Origin of the sequence: Mycobacterium parmense, assembly GCF_010730575.1 — a bacterium.
GTDB lineage: Bacteria > Actinomycetota > Actinomycetes > Mycobacteriales > Mycobacteriaceae > Mycobacterium > Mycobacterium parmense.
Map to the genome: position 1 here is coordinate 1,522,529 of NZ_AP022614.1, position 15,271 is coordinate 1,537,799.

At 69.5% G+C, this 15,271-nt stretch carries 13 protein-coding genes; 3 read left to right on the top strand and 10 right to left on the bottom strand.

What is annotated here, in order from left to right:
• Positions 1-25 precede the first annotated feature (25 nt).
• The 4 genes from G6N48_RS06990 to G6N48_RS07005 all read right to left on the bottom strand — a co-directional run bounded on the left by G6N48_RS06990 (position 26) and on the right by G6N48_RS07005 (position 5,742).
• Positions 26-952: a DUF881 domain-containing protein gene (locus tag G6N48_RS06990; protein WP_085267475.1), complete on the bottom strand. Its 927-nt coding sequence runs from the start codon at positions 950-952 to the stop codon at positions 26-28.
• Positions 945-1,574 carry a CDP-alcohol phosphatidyltransferase family protein gene (locus G6N48_RS06995; protein ID WP_085267474.1) on the bottom strand — a complete coding sequence of 210 codons (630 nt, stop codon included), beginning with the start codon at positions 1,572-1,574 and terminating at the stop codon, positions 945-947. Before G6N48_RS06995 ends, G6N48_RS06990 begins: the two co-directional genes overlap by 8 nt.
• 89 nt (positions 1,575-1,663) lie before the next feature.
• On the bottom strand, positions 1,664-3,997 hold the full coding sequence (secA2, locus tag G6N48_RS07000) for an accessory Sec system translocase SecA2 (RefSeq protein WP_085267473.1): 2,334 nt from the start codon (positions 3,995-3,997) through the stop codon (positions 1,664-1,666).
• A gap of 101 nt (positions 3,998-4,098) precedes the next feature.
• On the bottom strand, positions 4,099-5,742 hold the full coding sequence (locus G6N48_RS07005; protein ID WP_085267472.1) for an acetolactate synthase: 1,644 nt from the start codon (positions 5,740-5,742) through the stop codon (positions 4,099-4,101).
• 94 nt (positions 5,743-5,836) lie between these two features.
• Between G6N48_RS07005 and G6N48_RS07010 the strand changes: the two genes are divergently transcribed.
• A complete protein-coding gene (locus G6N48_RS07010) occupies positions 5,837-7,756 on the top strand; it encodes an ABC transporter ATP-binding protein/permease (RefSeq protein ID WP_085267471.1) in 1,920 nt (639 codons plus the stop codon).
• A 210-nt stretch (positions 7,757-7,966) separates the two neighbouring features.
• Here G6N48_RS07010 and G6N48_RS07015 read toward each other — a convergent pair whose 3' ends face one another.
• The 3 genes from G6N48_RS07015 to G6N48_RS07020 all read right to left on the bottom strand — a co-directional run bounded on the left by G6N48_RS07015 (position 7,967) and on the right by G6N48_RS07020 (position 10,849).
• Positions 7,967-9,469, bottom strand: a complete 1,503-nt coding sequence (locus G6N48_RS07015; RefSeq protein ID WP_085267470.1) for an FAD-binding protein — start codon at positions 9,467-9,469, stop codon at positions 7,967-7,969.
• Between the two features lie 72 nt (positions 9,470-9,541).
• A complete protein-coding gene (locus G6N48_RS27915; protein ID WP_085267469.1) occupies positions 9,542-10,042 on the bottom strand; it encodes a VOC family protein in 501 nt (166 codons plus the stop codon).
• A 123-nt stretch (positions 10,043-10,165) separates the two neighbouring features.
• Positions 10,166-10,849 (bottom strand): TetR/AcrR family transcriptional regulator, encoded by a 684-nt coding sequence (locus G6N48_RS07020; RefSeq protein WP_085267468.1) that lies wholly within the window; start codon positions 10,847-10,849, stop codon positions 10,166-10,168.
• A gap of 111 nt (positions 10,850-10,960) precedes the next feature.
• Here G6N48_RS07020 and G6N48_RS07025 point away from each other — a divergent pair, with 111 nt between their 5' ends.
• Positions 10,961-11,407, top strand: a complete 447-nt coding sequence (locus tag G6N48_RS07025; protein WP_085267467.1) for a nitroreductase family deazaflavin-dependent oxidoreductase — start codon at positions 10,961-10,963, stop codon at positions 11,405-11,407.
• On the opposite strand, the gene G6N48_RS07030 is transcribed toward G6N48_RS07025, so the two are convergent.
• Both G6N48_RS07030 and G6N48_RS07035 read right to left on the bottom strand, forming a co-directional pair.
• Positions 11,385-12,047, bottom strand: coding sequence for an Rv1815 family serine proteinase (locus G6N48_RS07030; protein ID WP_085267466.1), 663 nt, complete (start codon positions 12,045-12,047; stop codon positions 11,385-11,387). The genes G6N48_RS07025 and G6N48_RS07030 overlap by 23 nt on opposite strands.
• A 148-nt stretch (positions 12,048-12,195) precedes the next feature.
• Positions 12,196-13,128, bottom strand: coding sequence for a sterol desaturase family protein (locus G6N48_RS07035; RefSeq protein WP_085267510.1), 933 nt, complete (start codon positions 13,126-13,128; stop codon positions 12,196-12,198).
• A 55-nt stretch (positions 13,129-13,183) separates the two neighbouring features.
• On the opposite strand from G6N48_RS07035, the gene G6N48_RS07040 reads away from it, so the two are divergent.
• The gene (locus G6N48_RS07040) at positions 13,184-14,380 is read left to right on the top strand and encodes an NAD(P)/FAD-dependent oxidoreductase (protein WP_139825602.1); all 1,197 of its coding nucleotides are present in this window, start codon (positions 13,184-13,186) and stop codon (positions 14,378-14,380) included.
• Here G6N48_RS07040 and G6N48_RS07045 read toward each other — a convergent pair.
• On the bottom strand, positions 14,377-15,093 hold the full coding sequence (locus tag G6N48_RS07045) for an MgtC/SapB family protein (RefSeq protein WP_085267465.1): 717 nt from the start codon (positions 15,091-15,093) through the stop codon (positions 14,377-14,379). The two genes, G6N48_RS07040 and G6N48_RS07045, sit on opposite strands and share 4 nt — an antisense overlap.
• Between the last annotated feature and the right edge of the window lie 178 nt (positions 15,094-15,271).

Sequence of the window (15,271 nt, forward strand, 5' to 3'; positions counted from 1 at the left end):
TGCGGCGGTGTGGTGAGGTCATTTCTCACTGTGGCCCAATCTGCTTGGCGAACTTGACATCCCGGATCGATCCCGCGGGAACCGAAAGCCCGTCGGCGACATCAACGGTAACGACGACACCGTAGGAGATCTGCAGCAGCCGGAGGCGCTGCATACCGGGACTGTTGTCGAAGGCATCGCGCATCGCGTGCGGCGGCCCGACCGCCAGGATCGTGTACGGGCTGCTGGTCGGGGTGTTGTCGACCAGGATGGCGCCGCCGGCCTGCCGGATGGTCACGTTCGGCCCGATCCGCGCCCCCCCGACCGAGATCGCCTCGGCGCCGCTCGCCCACAGCGAGTTGACGACGAGCTGCAGGTCGCGGTCCAGGATGATCTGGCGGCTGCCGCTCACCCGCTGCTTGGACACGTCGGAAAGGTTCGGGCCGGCGCCCGGATCGGTCACGGTCACCTTCAGGCCGGGGCCGATGACCGGCGTGCTGGCCGCCGCCAGGCTCAGCGCGTCGAGGCTCTCCAGCAGGCGCCGCCCTTCGGCGTCGTGGGTCAGCGCGAGGCGCTGGACGTCGTCGACCCGGCTCGACAGCTCGCCGCGCCGCTGAGCGAGCTTGGCGGTGTCCGACTCGGTGGACCGCACGGTGCGCACCAGCAATTGCTGGGCGGTGCGCACACCGGGCGCGACGGAGCGGGCCTGCGCGACGGCGGCGGCGAAGACGGTGGCGATCAGCAACGCCGCCAGGGCCTGCCAGAGCCAGCCGAGGGCGCGGTCTCTGCCGCCGGGCGGTGCGGCGGCATCGGAGCGCCTGGCGGCCGCCGCGGCGTAGCCGGGATCGAGATGTTCCGACAGCAGTGCGCGCAGCAGCGAGGGCACCGGGATCAGTTGGGGCCGCGACGCCACGTGGGCGCTGCGCCCCGCGTTGGGGTCGTAGCCGCCGAGCAGCCGGTCGCCGTCAACCATGCTCGCCCGCTTCCGGCGCTACCGGCTGACGGGCGCGACCCCCCAGCTTCGGCATGCGGCGCATCACCAGGGTCAGCTGGACCGCGTACTGCACGAACGACCAGAGGTAGGCGTAGATCCCCCAGATCAGGAAGGCCCAGCCGCAGGCCCCGATCACCCGGCTCCACAGCGAGTCCCACGTTCCCAGCAACACCAGCGGGAAGCCGGACATCAGCGCGAAGGTCGCGGCCTTGCCGATGTAGGTGACCGGCAGCGCCGACAGGCCGCGGCTGCGCAGCAGCGGCAGCGTCGCCGCCAGCAACCCGTCGCGCACCAGCAGGGCGACGACGAACCACCACGGCACGATCCCGTCCAGCGCGAGCACGACCGGGACGGTCACCATGTACAGCCGGTCGACCGCCGGGTCCAGCAGGACGCCGAGCCGTGAGGACTGGTTGAGCGTCCGGGCGATTTTGCCGTCCGCCCAGTCCGAAGCGCCGCTGAACATCAGCACGCCGACCGCCCAACCGTTCGCATGCGCGACCAGCAGGACGTAGACGAACACCGGGATCAGCGCCAGGCGGATGGCGCTCAGCGCGTTGGGCACCGTCAGCACGCGGTCGGGCGGAAGCGCGGGCTCCATGAGCCGTGACCTTAACGCAACGCCGAGTGTGCGGCTGGCCGCACGCTCGAGCTCGAGTGTGCGGCCAGCCGCACGCTCGGCGGCTCGGCCTAGCGGAACACCCCGGGCAGGCTCAGCGTCGACAGCGTGTCGTCGGACAGCGGGTTGTCGTTGACCATGTAGGTCCACGTCGACGTCGGCCGGGCCAGCTTCGACAGGTCCAGCCCCGGCTCCTCGTCGAGGACGTTCGCGGTCTCGAAGGTCTGCTGCGCGGCCTCGATCGCGTCGGCGGCCAGCGACGCGAAGGCGTCGACCGCCATTCGGTGGAACTCGTCGAGCGGATTCTGCCGCCCGAGCGCGCGCAGGTGGATGCTCTCGCGGATGTCGGCCAGATAAGCCAGGTGGTCGGCCCAGCCCCGGTCGAGGTGGTACAGCATGATCAGCCGGCAGATCTTCTCGAGCTGTTCCTCGGAGAGCTCCCCGGAGAGCTCCTCGTACCGGTCGGGTGCCAGCTCGGCGAGCTCCTCGCGTGCGGTCGCGGTGCGCAGCAACGTGTTTCGCCGGTCGACGATGATGGCGCGCTGCTGGGCGATCAACTGGTTGTAGCGCCACGTGTTGGCATGCACGTCCAGCATCCGGCCTTCGGCGACGCGCTGGGCGTGGTCGAGCAGACCGGCCGCCTTGGGGCTCACGATCCGGCCGTCCCCGGCTTCCGGGTCGGTCTGCATGGGCAGCTTGTTCTGGTCGAGGTTGGCCGCGACGACGTCGTCCTCCCAGCTGGAGAAGAAGACCGTCGACCCGGGGTCGCCCTGCCGCCCGGCCCGCCCGCGCAACTGGTTGTCCAGCCGCTCGGTGTGGTGGCGGCCGGTGCCGACGACGTGCAGCCCACCGAGGTCGGCGACCCGGTCGTGGTCGCTTTCGTCGGACCCCCCGAGGCGGATATCGGTGCCGCGGCCGGCCATCTGGGTGGACACGGTGATCCTGCCGTACTCGCCGGCCTCGGCGATCACCTTGGCCTCCTCCGCGTCGTTCTTGGCGTTGAGGACGACGGCGGGCACGCCGCGGCGCAGCAGCCGCTCGTGGATCTCCTCGGACTCGGCCACGTCGCGGGTGCCGACCAGCACGGGCTGACCGGTCTCGTGCACCTCGGCGATGTGGTCGACGATCGCGTCGTTCTTGGCGGCGGCGGTGATGTAGACCCGGTCGGACTCGTCCTCGCGAATGTTGGGTTTGTTCGGCGGGATCGGGGACACCCCGAGCTTGTAGAACTGGCGCAGCTGCTCGCCGGCGGCCAGCGCGGTGCCGGTCATCCCGCACACCGTCGCGTAGCGGTTGATCAGCGCCTGCACGGTGATGGTGTCGAGCACCTCGCCGGTTTCGGTGGTCTCGATGCCCTCCTTCGCCTCGACGGCCGCCTGCAGGCCGTCGGGCCAGCGCTGCAGTTGCGCGATGCGTCCGCGCGAGGAGTTGATCAGGTGCACCGCGTCGTCCCGGACGATGTAGTGCACGTCGCGCTGCAGCAGCACGTGGGCGTGCAGCGCCACGTTGACCTCGGTCAGGGTGGTGCCGACGTGCTCCTCGGAGTACAGGTCGATGCCGCCGAGCGCCTTCTCGACCTTGCGCGCGCCGACGTCGGTGAGGTGCACGTTGCGGCTGTCGGAGTCGGTCTCGTAGTCGCAGGCGGCATCCAGCTTGCCGACGAGCTCGATGATCTCCAGCCGCGGCGTCTCGCGGTGGGTGGTGCCGGCGAGCACCAGCGGCACCAACGCCTCGTCGACGAGGACCGAGTCGGCCTCGTCGATCAGGGCCACGTCGGGGTTGGGCGACACCAGGTCGTCGACGTCGGTGACCAGCTGATCGCGCAGTACGTCGAAGCCGATCTCGTTGACCGAGGCGTAGGTGACATCGCAGCCGTAGGCGGCGCGGCGCTCTTCGCTCGTCGACTCGGCGGTGATCCAGCCGACCGTCAGCCCCATCGCCTCGATGAGCGGGCCCATCCACTCCGCGTCGCGCCGGGCCAGGTAATCGTTGATGGTCACCACGTGCACGTGCCGACCCGCCAGCGCATAACCGGCCGCGGCGATGGCGCCGGACAGCGTTTTGCCTTCGCCCGTCGCCATTTCGATCACGTCGCCCGCGAGCATCCGCAGCGCCCCGAGCAGCTGCACGTCGAACGGGCGCAGCGTGGTCGCCCTATCGGCCGCCTCGCGGGCGATCGCGAGGAACTGGGAGATGTCGTCGGACTCGGCAAGGTCGTCGAGCCTGAGCAACCCGGCCGCCTTGCGCAGCTGCTCGTCGGTGAGCTCGGCGGCTTCCTTGTCGTAATCCGACGACTCGGTGACCTGGGTGAGCGAGCGGCTGCGGTTCTTTTCGGTACTGGCTCCCAGCAGTCGCCAGAATCGGCTGGTCAGGCGTCCCGGTTGGGTACGGGTGGTCTTTGGCACAGGTCAACGGTACGCGAGCCACCACCTCCGCGAGCGTGCGTGTTTGCCCGCGGCACGCCGGGCCGAGGCGCGCGTCTGCGCGCGCCCGCGGTCCGCCCGGATCAGGCCAGGTTCGAGCGGCGAGGGTAGGCGACGGCCGGATCGGTGAGCACGTTGACGACGGCGGGCTGGCCGCTGGCGAACGCGCGTTCCAGTGCGGGCCGCAGCTCGCTGGGCGCGGACACCAGCTCGCCGTGGCCGCCGAGCGCGCGCGCCACCTCGTCGTAGCGCGTGCCCGGGCGCAGCTCGGCGACCACCGAGTAGCCGTACAACGCCTCCATGGGGTGTTTCTCCAGACCCCAGATCCCGTTGTTGCCGATCACCGACACCACCGGCACGTTGTGCCGGACGAGCGTGTCCCACTCCATGCCGCTGAAGCCGAACGCGCCGTCGCCCTGCAGCAGGACCACCTGCCGGTCCGGGTGGGCCAGCTTGGCGGCCAGGGCGTAGCCGGGTCCGGAGCCCAGGCAGCCGAACGGCCCACTGTCCAGCCAGCAGCCGGGCGCGTAGCTGTCGATCACCCGGCCGGCGTAGGACCCGAAGTCCCCGGCGTCGATCACCACGATGGCGTCGCGGTCCAGCAGCGGCGCCAGCTCGGCGTACACCCGCATCGGGTGCAGCGGCACCCGGTCGTCGCCGAGCTCGGCGATCTCCAGGCCGCGCGCCGCGGTCTCGGCGGTCCGCAGGGCGTCGATCCAGTCCTCGTGATCGGTCCCGCCGGCTCCGGCCAGCGCCGTGAGGGCGGACGTGAGGTCACCGTAGAGCTCGGCCTCGACCGGGCGGGGGCGGTGGCGGACGGGTTCGGCACGATCGGCCACGACAAGCTTGGTTTCGGAGCCGAACACCGCGCCGAAGCCCAGGCGGAAGTCCATCGGCACGCCGACGATCAGCGCAACGTCGGCCTCCCCCAGTGCCTTTCCCCGCACCCGCGAGAACGCCATCGGGTGGTCGGCGGGCACCACCCCGCGGGCCATCCCGTTCATCAACACCGGGATCCGCAGCTCCTCGGCGAGCCGCAGCAGCGCCGCCTCGCCGTGCCCCCACCAGACGTTGGTGCCGGCCATGATCACCGGTCGCCGGGCCGCGGCGAGCAGGCCGACGGCCCGGTCGAGCGCGTCGCCGTCGGGAGCCGGCCCGGGCGGCAGGTCGGTGAGGGCGCCGGGGCGGCCGTCATCGTCGGCGGGAGAGAACGCGTAGTCCATCGGGAAGTCGACGAAGCCCACGCCCGACGGCGCGCCGACGGCGGCGCGCAGCGCCTCGTCCACCAGGCGGCCGGCGTCGCCGGGCGACTGCGCGGTGGCGGCGAAGCGGGCCAGCGGAGCCACGAACGGCACGTGGTCGATCTCCTGCAGCGATCCCATGCCCCACCGCAGCGCGGGTGCCCGGCCGCCCAACACCACCAGCGGCGACTGGTTCTGCTGCGCCGCCGCCATCGCGCTCATGCCGTTGGTGATGCCCGGCCCCGCGGTGAGCGCGGCCACCCCCGGCACCCTGGTCACCTTCGACCACCCCTCGGCGGCGAAGGTCGCGGTCTGCTCGTGCCGGGTGTCGACGAGCCTGATGCCCTCCGCGCGGCAGCCGTCGTAGACCGAGAACAGGTGGCCGCCCGACAGCGTGAAGAGGGTGTCGACGCCGCCGGCCTTGAGCCGCCGGGCGATCAACCGGCCGGCGTGCAATGTCTGGGTCGTGGCGGCGTCGGTAGTCATGACCGCAGCCTAGCCAGCCGCGTCAGGTACCTTCGCCGAAGGATTTGAAGTTGAGGAGCCGCACGGACACCTCGACCGTAAGGAGAAACCGACCTTGGGCCCGAAGCCTTTCAAGCCGTCGATCGACTGGGCCCAAGCGCCCATGGATTCTCTGCGGTGGGTCGCCATCGCCTGGGTTGTCAGCGCCGTCTGCCTCGTCGTCGTGCTGTTTGCGTTCAGGTACCTCACGCCGTGGGGAAAGCAGTTCTGGCGCATCACCCGCGGCTACTTCGTCGGCACCCAGAGCATCGGCGTGTGGCTGATGCTGGGTGTCCTGCTGCTCTCGGTGCTGCTCTCGGTGCGGCTGATGGTGCTGCTCAGCTATCAGGGCAACGACTTGTACACGTCGGTGCAGAAAGCCGTGCAGGGCGTCGCGTCCGGCAACGACGCCGTCAAAGAGTCTGGCATTCATGGCTTTTGGATGTCGATCCTGATCTTCAGCATTCTGGCGACCCTCTACGTCATCCGGTTCATGGTCGACATCTACCTGACCCAGCGCTTCATCATCGCGTGGCGCATCTGGCTGACGGCGCACCTCACCGACGACTGGCTCGAGGGCAAGGCCTACTACCGGGACCTGTTCATCGACCACACCATCGACAACCCCGACCAGCGCATTCAGCAGGACATCGACATCTTCACCGCCAACGCCGGCGGCACCCCGAACATCCCGTCCAACGGGACGGGGACCACGCTGCTGTTCGGCGCGGTCAACGCGGTCGCGTCGGTGATCTCGTTCGCCGCGATCCTGTGGAATCTCTCCGGCAACCTGACGCTCCTGGGCTTCGACCTCCCGCGCGCGATGTTCTGGACCGTTCTGGTCTACGTCTTCATCGCGACGGTGGTCGCGATCTGGCTGGGACATCCGCTGATCTGGCTGAGCTTCAACAACGAGAAGCTCAACGCCGCGTTCCGGTATGCGTTGGTGCGGCTGCGCGATGCCGCGGAGGCGGTCGGCTTCTACCGCGGTGAGCGCGTCGAGCGGGCGCAGCTGTGGCGCCGCTTCACCCCGATCATCGACAACTACCGCAAGTTCGTCCGCCGGACCATCATCTTCAACGGCTGGAACTGGTCGGTGTCGCAGGCGATCGTCCCGCTGCCGTGGGTGATTCAGGCTCCGCGGCTGTTCGCCGGCCGGATCGACTTCGGCGACGTCGGCCAGAGCGCCACGGCGTTCGGCAACATCCAGGACTCGCTGTCGTTCTTCCGCAACAACTACGACGCGTTCGCGGCGTTCCGGGCGGCGATCATCCGGTTGCACGGGCTGGTCGACGCCAACTCCCGCGGCCGCGCGCTGCCGACGATGCTGGTCAAGCCGAGCGAGGAGTCGGCCGTCGAGCTCCGCGACGTCGAGGTGCGCACGCCGACTGGAGACCGCCTCATCGACCCGCTCGACGTGCAACTGGACGAGGGTGGGTCGCTGGTGATCACCGGACGCTCGGGCGCCGGCAAGACCACGCTGCTGCGCAGCCTCGCCGAGCTGTGGCCGTACGCGTCCGGGACGTTGTGCCGGCCCGACGGCGACAACGCGACGATGTTCCTGTCGCAGCTGCCGTATGTGCCGCTGGGCAGCCTGCGCACCGTGGTGTGCTACCCGAACTCGCCCGACGGCATCACCGACGATCACCTGCGTGACGTGTTGACCAAGGTCGCGCTGGCGCCGCTGATGAACAGGCTCGACGAGGAGCAGGACTGGGCCCGGGTGCTCTCACCGGGCGAGCAGCAGCGCGTCGCGTTCGCGCGCATCCTGCTCACCAAACCCAAGGCTGTCTTCCTCGACGAGGCCACGTCGGCGCTCGACGAGGGGCTGGAATTCGCGCTCTATCAACTGGTACGCAGCGAGCTGCCGGACTGCGTGATCGTCAGCGTCAGCCACCGGCCGACGGTGGAACAGCATCATCAGCAACAACTCGAGCTGTTGGGCGGCGGCCCGTGGCGGTTGGGTCCCGTCGAGAGCGAGCCCGCTGGGGTCTAGGGGTCTGCCACGGGCCGTCGCCCTCGAGCGCGGGCCGTCGGCTTTGCGTGTGCGCCTATGGCTCTGCGTGTGCGCGCAGGGCTTTGCGTGTGCGCCTATGGCTTTGCGTGTGCGCTCAGGGCGGCGTTCCTCGGCGTGTCGCCGCCGTGAGCGCACACCCGACGCCGTGAGCGCACACCCGACGCCGGGGCCGACGAGGCCCGCGCGAAGCTACGAGCCCGCGGCCCGGCGCGCCGCGCGCGTTCCGGCGCGGCGGCCGAAGAATGAGCCCTCGCCGAGCTGCGTGCCGCTGGCGTAGCCCTTGCCGTCCTGGGCGAGGTTCGAGGCGCACGCCCCGGCCGCGTAGAGCCCCGGGATCACCGTGCCGTCGCCCCTTTGCACCTCGCCGTCGATGGTCACCGCCAGGCCGCCGATGGTGAACCCCGAGTACATCGCCCGGCCCAGCGACAGGTCGAACACCGCCCAAGGGCCATTGTCTTGTGGCGCAAGGTATTCCGGCTGCTTGTGGAAGTCCGGGTCTTCGCCGGCCGCCGCGAACTTGTTATAGCGCTCCAGGGTGGCCGCGAGGTTGCCCGCGGGAATGCCGAGCGCGGTCTCCATTTCGGCGACCGTCTCGTATCCGTCGAGGAACTTGATCAGCGGCATCTCGGGCATCTCGGTGTGTGCTTCGTCGACGATCAGGTACGCGGTCTGGTCCGGCTGCTCCAACACGAACGCCGACGTGCGCGAGTGATAGGAGTCCTCGGCGACGAAGCGCTTGCCCTCCTTGTTGACGATCACACCCGTCAGCAGGATCTCCGGCGGGTAGGCCGCCGCGGTGATGAACAGCTCGTCCATGTGCTTGGTCGCCCCGCCCGCCGAGACGCCCATCCGGATGGCCAGCCCGTCGTCGTGGGGATTGCCCAGAATGTAGGGCGCCACCAGGCCGTGGTGTTTGGTGCGACGCTCCTGGCCCAGCGCGGGGGTGTGCTCGGCGACCATGTCCGGGTTCATCGCGAAACCGCCCGCGGCGATGATCACCGACTTGGCCTTGACGGCACCGGTCTCGGCGAAGCGCTTCCAGGCGACACCGACCACCGCGCCGTCGCCGTCCATGACCAGGTTGGTCGCCCCGGTCTCGTAGTGGACCTGCACCCCGAGGTCGGCGGCGCGCTTGACCAGCAGGTCGATCACCATCGCAGCACCGCCCAGCTCGCCGGGCACCGGGACCGAGTGCCCGCGCGGCGCGGGCTTGGCCTGTTCGCAAAAGGGCCATACCTTTTCGTTGCCCGTGTAGCTCAGGCCCTCGGTGCCCGGCGGGACGACCACCTTCCCGGGGTAGTAGCTCCGCTCGAACTCAAAGCCGAGACCCTCCAGCCAGTCGAAGTGCTCGACGCTCCCATCGCAGTAGGCGCGGATCTTGTCCAGTTCGGGCTCCCGCGACACTGCGACCAGGTACTTGTACATCTCCTCGGCGGAGTCCTGCTGACCGGTCGCCTCCTGAACCGCCGTTCCCCCGCCCAGGTAGAAGTGGCCACCGGCCATCGAGGTGGTGCCGCCCGCCGCTGCGGCGCGCTCGAGTACCAGCACCCGCCCACCCGGCCCCAATTCCCGGGCCGCGCTGACCGCGGCGCAACCACCGGCGATCCCGAAGCCGAGCACCACCACATCGACCTCATCGGACCAGGAGGTCACGTCGTCCGCGTTGACGGTCGCCGGTATCTCCGTGCTCATTGGCGCCACTCCTTTCCACCGCGTGCGGGAGGTCCCCCACGTCGCTGCGTTGTGCGCCGAGGCCGGCGCGGTTCAGTGCTGCTCCTGCTTGATGTAGTCGTAGAACGCCCGCATCTCCGGCGAGACATAGGCGAACTCCACAAACGGCACCGCGGCCTGAGGCGCCGACACGTAGGCGAACCGGATCCCGCCAGGCATCACGCCCTGCTGCACCACCTGAGCGCCGTGGTCAGCCGCCTCGGCCAGCACCGCATCGAATCGCTCGGGCGTTTCCACCTCCATGCAGATGTGGTGCAGACCCGGCCCGCTGTCCCGCAGAAAGTCACTATAGATGTTCGGGCCGCGGACCGGTGAGATGAGCTCCAGTTGCATGTCGCCGACGTAACTCAGCGAGATGCCCGCGACGAAGTCGGCCGGCTCGCCGAGGTAGCTGCAGGAGTCGGGAGCAAAGTGCACGTCCGGGATCCGCACCCACTTGCGCGCCCCTAACAAGCCGGTGAGAGCGGTTTCGGTGGCATCCAGGTCGGCGGTCACCCACGCGATCTGAGTTGGCGAATGAACGGAGAGGGGCATCGTCTCGCAGGATAGCCGAGGCGGTGGCACCGCAGAAAGGGGCGGAAAACCTTTGCCCCGGTCGGCGTCAACCGCCCGCGGGACGGCGGGTGAACACGTTCTAATTTCGTCGCGGGACGGTCGTCAGGGTCGGCTCAGCACGTCCACCAGCAACCGCAGCTGGGCATCGAACACCGCCTCGGGATCGGTGAGTGTGTCCGAGCCGTACTGGCCGAACACCTCGAGGCTGATGGCGCCCAGCACCCCCGCCCACAGCAGGAAGCACTTGGTCACCACCCGGTCGTCGCCGGGAAAACCGAACTCCTGGCGCAGCCGCTCGAAGTCGGAGGATGTCGGCTGCGCGACCACGTCGTCGGTGAGCCTGATGTCCCCGGTGGCGATCCCGGCGGCGACGGCGTCGAAGAGCGCCGCGACCACCCGCGTGCCCACCTCCACCGTCCGCTCGGCGGGCGCGTGATAGCCGGGCACCGGACTGCCGTACAGCAAGGCCCACCGCTCCGGGTGCGCCACCGCCCACCGGCGCGCCGCCCGCGCGATGGCGATGACGTCGTCGCTCCACAGGTCCCCCACGCCCTGCCGAGCCCGGTCCACGGCATCGGCCAGGTCGCCGTAGGCGTCGACCAGCAGCAGGGTCAGCAGCTCGTCGCGGCTGGAGACGTACCGGTAGACCGCGGAGGAGACCATGCCCAGGTCGCGGGCAATCGCGCGCACCGACAAGCCCGCCGCGCCGCCGTCCACCAGCTGCCGCCGGCCGAGCTCGACGATCCGCGCCTCGATCTGCTCGCGCGACTCCTGGCGTTTCCCCACGGCTCAGTCTGACACAACCGAGAACACTGCTCTTGCTTTATGGCGGAGGTTGTGGCAGCGTAACCGCCAAAGAGAGCAGTGCTCTCGAACCGCCGAGCGGAAGGACGCGGCATGACCACGCGCTACGACGAACCGAATCGGGCCGCACGGATCGCCAACGCGGCCATCCGCTGGCTCGCCGAGATGGGCATCAGCATCGCCGGCACCCGGGCGCTGCGAGTCAGGGGCCGCACCACCGGCAAGGAGCGCTCGGTGGTGATCAACCTGCTGACCGTCGACGGTGTCGACTACCTCGTCTCGCCGCGGGGCAACACCCAGTGGGCGCGCAACGTGCGGGCCGCCGGCGTGGTCGACATCGGCTCCCGCTGGCGCCGGCGGCGCGCCACGGTCACCGAGGTCGATGACGCGGCCAAAGCTGAACTGCTGCAACGTTATCTGGATCGGTGGTACTGGCAGGTCAAAGACTATGTCGGCGGGTTGACGCCCGACAGTCGCGACGACCAGCTGCGGGCAGGCGCCGCGACCATACCGGTGTTCAGGCTGGCAGCCGCGGGGTGAACTGGGCCGCCGGCGGACCGTTGGGCGCCGGCAGATCCTCCCGGACCTGCTGCGACGTGGCCCCCCACGACACCGCGGCAGGGAAGTCGCCCCACATGCTGTTGAAGATCCCGACAAGCTGTCCCGGGCCGCCCGCTGGTGCCACATAGACGGGTCCACCGGAATCCCCGTTGCGGCTCTGCACGCCGTGCGACATGGTGAACCAGCCGTTGTTGACGCTTTCCACCGTCCCGCACGTCTCACCGGTGATCACGCCGAAATGGCAGATCGGCTGTCCCGGGGCGACGCCCAGGTTCGGCGTCGACACCAGCGGGCGGCCACCGGGCAGCACGTCGTTGACGGTGACGTCGTTGTCCAGCACGATCGCCTCGTAGTCGCTGATCGACTGGTCGGTGGCCACCGTGGTGCCGCTGGGCGTGCTGTCCCGGAAGGCGGCCATGTGTCCGATCAGGTGGTGGTCCTTGTCGGAGACCGCGCCCTCGCCCCCCCGGCAGTGGCCGGCGGTGAACGCGACCTTCGTCGCCGGGTCCACATAGGCCAGCGTGCACAGGCGATTGCCTTGCAGAATCTCCATCCCGGGGAACACCACGGCGGAATCCGCCCGGGCCGCCACCGGCGATGGCCCGACCAAAACGCACATGCAAGCAAGCGACGCGGCGCATACCCTCTGAGCCAGTCGGCGCACCTTGAACTCCGATCTTCAGGGCCAGAAAAGAACCGACTGAAGGGTCAGGCTACGGCTTAACCCCCCCTCCACGCAGAGATAATCGCGAAACGGGACCGTGACGTTACCGTGATGTGGCCGGCGCCACCGCCGCGCCGGCCGCGGCAGGTATCCGCGGCGCCCAGCCGGGCGGCCCGAACACGTAACCGAGCCGGTCACGCAGGCGATTCGCCGCGCGCCAGTCGCACGCGATCGCCACGTATTCGTGCGTCTGCAGCTTCCAGATGTTGAACGTGTCCACCCGTTTGGTCAGTCCGTAATGGGGACGGAACAGTTCGGGCTGAAAGCTGCCGAACAGCCGGTCCCAGATGATCAGGATGCCGCCGTAGTTCTTGTCGAGATAAATCGCGTCCATCCCGTGGTGCACCCGGTGATGCGACGGGGTATTGAAGACGAATTCGAATGGGCGCCACAGCTTGTCGATCCGCTCGGTGTGCACCCAGAACTGGTAGATGAGGCTCACCGAGAAGCTGAAGAAGACCAGCCATGGAGGAATGCCCAACAGCGGCAACGGAATCCACATGACGATCTCGCCGCTGTTGTTCCACTTCTGGCGCAGCGCGGTGGCAAAGTTGAAGTATTCGCTGGAGTGGTGAGCCTGGTGCGTCGCCCAGATGAGGCGGACCCGGTGCGCCATGCGATGGTAGACGTAATACAGCAGGTCGACGCCGACGATCGCGATCACCCAGGTGTACCACCGGCCGGCCGACAGATGCCACGGGGCGAGGTAGGCGTAAATCGCGGCGTAGCCGAGCAGCGCGAGCGTCTTCCAGCCGGCCGTGGTGCCCACCGACACCAGGCCCATCGAGATGCTCGCCAGCGAATCGCGCGTCAGGTAAGCGCCGGACCCGGGCCGCGAGTCCCCTACGATGCTTTCCAGCTTGCGCGCCGCCGTCCATTCGAGAATCAACAACAACACGAAGAAGGGAATGGCGAACAAGACCGGGTCGCGCAGCTGCGGCGGCAGCGCGGTCACCAGACCCGATAAGGCACCCACGGGCACAAGAGTACGACTCGCTCCGTGTGCCGCCGAGACGCGAGGTGTTCACACATTGAGGACTGTGCTGGTGATCGGCTCGGGCTTCGCGGGCCTGTGGGCGGCGCTCGGGGCCGCTCGCCGGCTCGCGGAGCTCGCCGTCCCGGTGGACGCGGTCGGCGTCACCGTGTTGAGCGCCCAGCCCTTCCACGACATCCGGGTCCGCAACTACGAGAGCGACCTGGGCGACTGCCGAATCCCGCTCGGCGAGTTGCTCGACCCCGTAGGCGTCGGGCACATCACCGCGCAGGTGACGGCCATCGACGCCGGCGCCCGGTCCGTCGCCTGCTCCGACGGTGCCACCCATCGTTACGACCGGCTCGTCCTGGCGTCGGGCAGTCACGTGGTCAAACCGCCGGTCGTGGGGCTGCGTGAGTTCGGCTTCGACGTCGACACCTACGACGGCGCCGTGGCGCTGGGCGCGCATCTGCGACGGCTCGCCGAGGGCCCGCCCGCGGCGGCGGCGGCGACCGTCGTCGTGGTCGGGGCCGGGCTGACCGGCATCGAGACGGCGTGCGAGATGCCCGAGCGGCTGCGGCGGCTGTTCGCACGGCGCGTCGCCGCGCCGCGGGTGGTTCTGGTCGACCACAACCACGTCGGCTCCGATATGGGGGCCTCGGCGCGCCCGGTGATCGAACGCGCCCTGGCGGACAACGGCGTGGAGATCAGGACGGGGGTCGGCGTCACCGCGGTCGGTGAGCGCGGCGTATCGCTGTCCTCCGGCGAGACCATCGACGCCGCGACGCTGGTGTGGTGCGCCGGGATGCGGGCCAGCTCGCTGACCGGGCAGCTGAGCGTTCCGCGCGACCGGCTGGGCCGGGTGGCGGTCGACGATTACCTGCGGGTCATCGGGGTGCCCGGCGTGTTCGCCGCGGGTGACGTTGCCGCGGCGCGCGTGGACGACGACCACCTGTCGGTGATGTCATGCCAACACGGCCGCCCGATGGGCCGCTACGCCGGATACAACGTCATCGGCGACCTGTGTGGCGAACCGATGTTGGCTCTCCGGATCCCTTGGTACGTCACGGTTCTCGACCTGGGCGCCGCGGGAGCGGTGTACACCGAGGGGTGGGACCGGACCGTGGCCGCCCGCGGCGCGCGGGCCAAGGCGACCAAGCAGACGATCAATACCCGGCGGATCTACCCGCCCCGGACCGGTGAGCGCGCCGACCTGCTGGCCGCGGCCGCGGCCGAGGTGCAGGGCCGCCCCTAACCCCGGTCGTCCGCCTGCGCCTTGTCACCGGCGTACCACTGCACGGCCCGAACCCCGGGCTGCAGGGAAAGTTCGGCCACCAGCCGCTCGAGCTTGGCCGGCGTATGACCGTCCATCAGCACGTGCGCGGTCAGCGTGACCTCGTCGTCGCCGCGCTGGCCGGTGTGGATGCCGCGCAGGGTCATGTCGTTGTTGCTCGCGTGCTGCACGATCTGGGCGCGGACGTACGTCTCCGATTTGGGGCGGCATACCACCTGCACCAGGAAGGGCTGGAGGCTTTCGTCGTCCTCGCCGCTGTTGTCGTGATCGATCAGCCTGCCCAGCGGCCGCCCGAACAGGTGAATGCCGATGACCGTCCCGGTGCCGATCAGCGCGAACACCAGGTGCCCCGAGGCGGCGAGTACGCCGATCGCCGCGGAACACCACAGCGTGGCGGCGGTGTTGAGGCCGCGGACGTTGACCCCTTCCCGCAGGATCACCCCACCGCCCAGGAAGCCGATGCCCGACACCACATACGAGGCGACCCGCGTCGGACTGGTGTCCTCGGTGGCGGCGGCGTACAGCACGAACAACGTGGCACCCGCGGCCACCAGCGCGTTGGTGCGAAGGCCGGCTCTGCGCGCGCGCCACTGCCGTTCGAGTCCGATGAGCGCCCCGCAACCCACACCGACGGCCAGTCGGAGGGCGAAGTCGGCCACGGTCAACGCCTGCATGACAACAACTCCCCTCCCCGGACGGTCGCGGCGGCAATCGGCGGGAACGACGATGACGTTGTCACCCGCCTCGGCTCGGCGCCGGTGCGGGAGCTAACCACGTCCAGGTGAACAGCAGGTGGATCGCGCTCAAACCCGTCGCAGAGCAGCCACGTGGCCAACACCGCCCAGCCGGGCG

Excerpts from the sequence above, each read along its gene's own strand:
- G6N48_RS27915 (WP_085267469.1), bottom strand. The coding sequence starts at position 10,042 with ATGCCCCTCTCCGTTCATTCGCCAACTCAGATCGCGTGGGTGACCGCC.
- G6N48_RS07025 (WP_085267467.1), top strand. The coding sequence starts at position 10,961 with ATGACCACGCGCTACGACGAACCGAATCGGGCCGCACGGATCGCCAAC.
- G6N48_RS06990 (WP_085267475.1), bottom strand. The coding sequence starts at position 952 with ATGGTTGACGGCGACCGGCTGCTCGGCGGCTACGACCCCAACGCGGGG.
- G6N48_RS07045 (WP_085267465.1), bottom strand. The coding sequence starts at position 15,093 with ATGCAGGCGTTGACCGTGGCCGACTTCGCCCTCCGACTGGCCGTCGGT.
- G6N48_RS07005 (WP_085267472.1), bottom strand. The coding sequence starts at position 5,742 with ATGACTACCGACGCCGCCACGACCCAGACATTGCACGCCGGCCGGTTG.
- G6N48_RS07030 (WP_085267466.1), bottom strand. The coding sequence starts at position 12,047 with ATGTGCGTTTTGGTCGGGCCATCGCCGGTGGCGGCCCGGGCGGATTCC.
- G6N48_RS06995 (WP_085267474.1), bottom strand. The coding sequence starts at position 1,574 with ATGGAGCCCGCGCTTCCGCCCGACCGCGTGCTGACGGTGCCCAACGCG.
- G6N48_RS07015 (WP_085267470.1), bottom strand. The coding sequence starts at position 9,469 with ATGAGCACGGAGATACCGGCGACCGTCAACGCGGACGACGTGACCTCC.